At 66.7% G+C, this 1,851-nt stretch carries 2 protein-coding genes; both read right to left on the bottom strand.

Features of this window, described 5'->3' with window-relative positions:
• On the bottom strand, positions 1–1,469 hold a 1,469-nt coding region (locus WBF82_RS13710; protein ID WP_424383553.1), incomplete at its 3' end, for an HAD-IC family P-type ATPase.
• A 55-nt stretch (positions 1,470–1,524) separates the two neighbouring features.
• A complete protein-coding gene (locus WBF82_RS13715; protein WP_424383554.1) occupies positions 1,525–1,809 on the bottom strand; it encodes a DUF1490 family protein in 285 nt (94 codons plus the stop codon).
• Positions 1,810–1,851: the final 42 nt, after the last annotated feature.

Below are 1,851 nucleotides of genomic sequence, written 5' to 3' on the forward strand. Positions count from 1 at the left end.
GCGATGCACAGCACCGGATCAGGTTGGCGTCGCCTGCCGGCAACCACATCGGTGAGCCGCATCTGGGCGCGGGTGAGGGTGCCGGTCTTGTCGAACACCACGGTGTCGATCTTCTTCGACGCTTCCAGCACCTCGCCGCCCTTAACCAGGATGCCCAGGTCCGCGCCGCGGCCGGTGCCGACCGTGATCGCCGTGGGAGTGGCCATCCCCAGCGCACATGGGCAGGCGATGATCAGCACCGCGACGGCCGCAGTCATGCCGGCGATCGGATTGGCCGCGATCAGCGTCCATCCGGCAAACGTTGCGGCGGCAACCCCGATGACGGCGGGCACAAATACCGCCGAGACCCGGTCGGCCAACCGCTGCACCGGGGCCTTGCCGCCCTGGGCCTGCTCGACCAGTCGGACAATCTGGGCCAGCGCGGTGTCGGCCCCGACCGCGGTGGCGCGCACGGTCAGCAGCCCATCGGTGTTGACCGTTGCTCCGGCGACACGGTCACCCACCCCTTTTTCGACGGGGACGGATTCGCCGGTCAGCATCGACTCATCGACGGCGGCGCGCCCGTCGGTGACCTCCCCGTCGACCGGGATCTTCTCGCCCGGCCGCACCCGCACCAGATCTCCGACATGCACCTGATCAATCGGCACCCGACGTTCCTCGCCGTCCACAAACAGCGTGGCTTCCTTGGCGCCCAATTCCAGCAGCTTGCTGATCGCCTCACGCGTCTTACCTGTGGCCCTGGCCTCCAGATAGCGACCCAACACGACGAACGCGATGATCAATGCCGCGGTCTCAAAGAACAGCGGCCCACCGGCGAACAATTGATAGGTCGAGTAGGCAAACGCGGTCAAAGTGCCCAGCGCGATTAGCGTGTCCATGCCCACAGACCCCGCCCGCGCCTGCTGCACCGCCCCCTTCAAAAACGGCCACCCGGCGACGAACTGCACCGGCACTGTCGCGGCGAAGGCCAACCACCCGGCCCACGGGTGGCCGAAGAACATCGTCGCCATCGCCACCAGCCCCAACGGGAAGGCCAACCACACCCGCCGCAACCACTTGCGTCGCTCACGCCGACTCTGCTCGTCGGGCGACAACCCGTTGGCCCTTACCGGCCCAGATCCGCACCCGTCGCACTCTTCGACGTCAGACCCCCGGTCTTGCGCGCCACGGCGCAAGCCCAACAGCGCCAACCCGATCCCGCTGGCAACCCTGTGCACCAGACCGACCCTGGAGACAGCGGCCGAGTGCGGGGCGCGCGAGGGTACCGATTCGGCAGGCATGTGCTCGGCTTCGCCGATCGCCGATAACACCGCACCGGCGTCGCAACTCTCGGGCGAATACCAGATCACCACCGAAGCCGTGCGCGGATAGGCATGCACTGCTTGCACGCCGCTCACCTTGGCGACGGTCTCCTCGATCGCCACGGCCCGAACCGCGTCAACGCCAAACCCGGTGACGTGCACCCGCATTCGCCCCGACGCGTTGGAAACAACTTTCAACGCGGCGTCGGCACGAGTAAGGACATCAGTGGTCATGATCGGCAGAATCCTCCACCACAGTCAGCGGTGCGGCGTCCTCCCCGGCCCGCTCTTTAGCCTCGGCCACCACATCGGCGACCGTCAGTCGAGCCTGCTCAGCACTCGCCCCGGCCTTACGCTCTGCCTCGCGCACAACCCGTATGCCCCAGGCGGTCGCTATGACGGTTGCCTTCCGCCACGGAAGCTTCGCCAAAGCCTCATAGGCTGCGACCCCCACCACACCGGTCACCACCGTGGGCGCCGCCTTCGCTAAAAGTCCATGCCACACCATCTCGAACGCTCCCTTCACATCATTGCCCGAAAAGCATCTGAT

It is taken from the genome of Mycobacterium sp., assembly GCF_049673265.1.
GTDB lineage: Bacteria > Actinomycetota > Actinomycetes > Mycobacteriales > Mycobacteriaceae > Mycobacterium.